Source organism: Microbacterium sp. (assembly GCF_049661145.1).
In the GTDB taxonomy this organism is placed as follows: Bacteria; Actinomycetota; Actinomycetes; order Actinomycetales; family Microbacteriaceae; genus Microbacterium.
In genome coordinates, this window is the sequence record NZ_JBASZT010000266.1 from 1 (window position 1) to 1862 (window position 1862).

At 69.2% G+C, this 1862-nt stretch carries 2 protein-coding genes; both read right to left on the minus strand.

From position 1 onward, the window contains the following. Positions 1–799, minus strand: a 799-nt coding sequence (locus WBP48_RS11355) for a helix-turn-helix transcriptional regulator (RefSeq protein WP_424440484.1), incomplete at its 3' end; no start/stop codon positions are given. A 48-nt stretch (positions 800–847) separates the two neighbouring features. Beyond that, entirely contained in the window at positions 848–1801 is a 954-nt protein-coding gene (locus WBP48_RS11360) for an FKBP-type peptidyl-prolyl cis-trans isomerase (RefSeq protein WP_424440486.1), read from the minus strand. Positions 1802–1862: the final 61 nt, after the last annotated feature.

Genomic DNA, 1862 nt, shown 5'->3' on the forward strand with positions numbered 1-1862 from the left:
CTTCGGTGCCGGGCGCGACCTCCACGAGCGCGCGCTGTCGCGCGGCGAGCTCGGTGAGCCCCGTCAGTGCTCTCTCCCCCGCGCCTTCGCGCCGCGCCAGATCGAAGGCGGTGCGGGTCACGGTGACGTCGGAGGCGATGCGTGAGAGCAGGAAGGTGCGAACGTCGTGCTGATCCAGGTCGAAGCCGTAGATGTGCCAGCGCGCTTCGTACTCGACGAGCGCGTACGGCTCGACTCGACGCCTGCGGGCGGCATCCTCACCCGCTTTGAGGTAGTCGAACTCGACGACGCGGGCCTGCTCGATCGCGCTCTGCAACGGTCCGAACGCCGCCTCGCGCAGGTTCACGCGAGGCGAGTACCCGATGATCGGCGCGTCCACCTCGATGCCCAGGGCGCGGATCTTGCGCAACCCGCTGCGCGCATCGGACGACATCGAGCTCTCGCTCCACACGCCGCCGGCGAGGTTCAGCACCGCGAGCTCCGCGGGAGTGAACTCGATATCGGCGGGCAACTCGTATTCCGCGGTGGGAATGCGATAGCGCGCGTCGCGCAGGTCGTCGGGATCGGCGTAGTCGCCGATCGTCTCTACGGGGATGCCCAGGGAGCGCAGGTTCTCTTTGTCGCGCTCGAACATCTTCTCCAGGGCGCCTTTCGACGCTCCCGCGGTGACCTGTTCGCGGTAGCCCGCCACCGACGAGAGAATGGCCTGCTTCGTCAGCCCCTGCTCAGTCGCCATCAGCGCCACCACGAGGTTGACGAGGCGCTCCTCGGGTGCGGTGCGTGACGTCTTGATGACCACGCGACCATCCTAGGCGTCGACCGTGGGGCGGCGTCGGGGCGGCGTCGGCTAGGAACCGGTAGCAGGATCGACGCCCAGGATGTCGATGACGAAGACGAGCGTCGCATCGCCGGGAATCGAGCCGCTGCCCTGGTCGCCGTAACCCAACTCGGGCGGGATGACGGCAAGGACCTGCGAGCCGACGGTTTGGCCTTCCAGAGCCTGTGCGAAACCGGGAACGACGCCGTCGAGGGTCACAGCGAGCGGAGCGCCCTTCTCCCACGTCGAGTCGAAGACGGTCCGTTCGGCCCAGGTGATGCCCGTGTACTGGATGAGGATGCTGTCGGCATCCGTCACCGCGGGACCATCGCCCTTCTTGAGCACCTCGACGGCGAGGTCTGTCGGCGGGGCCGCGTCCGGGACGATGATCCCGGGAGTGCCGTTCGGCGCCAGCACGACGGACGGCATGCCGCGGCGGTCGTTGTACTGCGGCGCGCCGTCCGCGGCGGCGAGGTACACCCGCTGCACGTCCATCGCGACGACGATCGTGTCGTCCTTCTCGAGCCCCCAGTTCTGCGCTGCCGGCTCGGACAGCGCCGAAGCGGGGACCGCGCCGAGCACCCGCGAGCCCTCGGTCGCACACATCAGCATGTCGGCAAGGCCCGAGTAGTTCTCGCGCCAAGAGGCGACGGTGTTCATAGGGGCGGCGCCGCTCGCGAGCGCCTGACCGGTTGCGCCATCGGCGATCGCGACGCTGAAGACGACGTCCTGCATCTCGGAGGTGATCTTCGGCCCATCGCCGGCCGTCTCTTCGACGGCGACCGTCGTGTCGGTGAAGATCGGGGCGTTCAGCGTCAACTCCGCCTCACCCGGGGCTCCCGAGACGTCCACGGTCTCCAGGGAGCCGGCGTCGTCCGCCGCGCCCTCGCACCCGGCAGCGGCGGGAGCGCTCGACGAGCACCCCACAAGGGTCAGGGCGGACAGGCCGATGACGGCAAGGACGGCAGGGATCCGGCGACGCACCGGATCAGTCTACGTCGTCCGTTGGATGCTGCCCGGCATCCGCTCGCTGCTGCTCCACGCC